The organism is Bradyrhizobium sp. UFLA01-814 (assembly GCF_046718885.1).
In the GTDB taxonomy this organism is placed as follows: Bacteria; Pseudomonadota; Alphaproteobacteria; order Rhizobiales; family Xanthobacteraceae; genus Bradyrhizobium; species Bradyrhizobium elkanii.
Window position 1 is genome coordinate 1 of the sequence record NZ_JAQOSR010000379.1, and the last position, 783, is coordinate 783.

At 60.4% G+C, this 783-nt stretch carries 1 pseudogene; it reads left to right on the forward strand.

The features are described from left to right. Nucleotides 1-201: 201 nt before the first annotated feature. A pseudogene (locus tag PMN64_RS42920) lies at nucleotides 202-783 on the forward strand (hypothetical protein); the annotation flags it as partial.

Sequence of the window (783 nt, forward strand, 5' to 3'; positions counted from 1 at the left end):
GACCAACGCAACGACAAGCTCGCCGATTCCTCGACCGGGCTCATTCCTTTCGACGATTGGGCCCGCTCACGTCCGGTTCAGCGGCGCTTCCTCTCGCTCTTCCCGACCTTCGTTGAGCCCACGCTCAACCAACAAGCGAAGCTAAAGCTCTCGGTCTACCAGGCGGAGGCGCGGTTTCGACTTCCAAGATCGGCAGCGGCAATGGATCTGTCGCGGTATGCGAGTGTCGCGTTCCTCGAGCAGATCGATCCGGCAGTCAAGCACCGGCCGATCACGGCGGGCGATGCTGTTCCCAACAAGGACGCGGGCGCCGCGCACAACCGTCCGCCGAATCGCCGCTGGTGCGAGGACGCGAAGGCGATCTGCGTGCAGTCCCGCTACATGTTCGAAGGGAAAATTCCGTCGGGCATTCAGCTTGCCAACAAGCTGCGCGAGGAGAGCAAAAAGCCCATTCCGGATTTCATCGAGTTCCAGAGTGAGATCATGTTGGTCACGCAGCCGCTCCTTGCCGAGCTGCCGAGCCTGACAGGGCTCGATTCCACAGTCACCAGCGCGCTCGAGCAGAACATCTTTTGGGTCAACCAGGTCATCCAGTTCGGCAAGCTGCTCGCGGTTCTGCAACAGCATCCGACCGAGCGGGAAGCCGCCATCGCAACGGTCTATATCCTGATTGCGGTCAGGAACGACGTGCTGAACAAGCAAAGGGAATACAGCAATACACCCATTCTGCGGAACCTCGTGCCCGCGCAACTGCTGATGGGCAAGAGCTCCTTCAACAGCGGC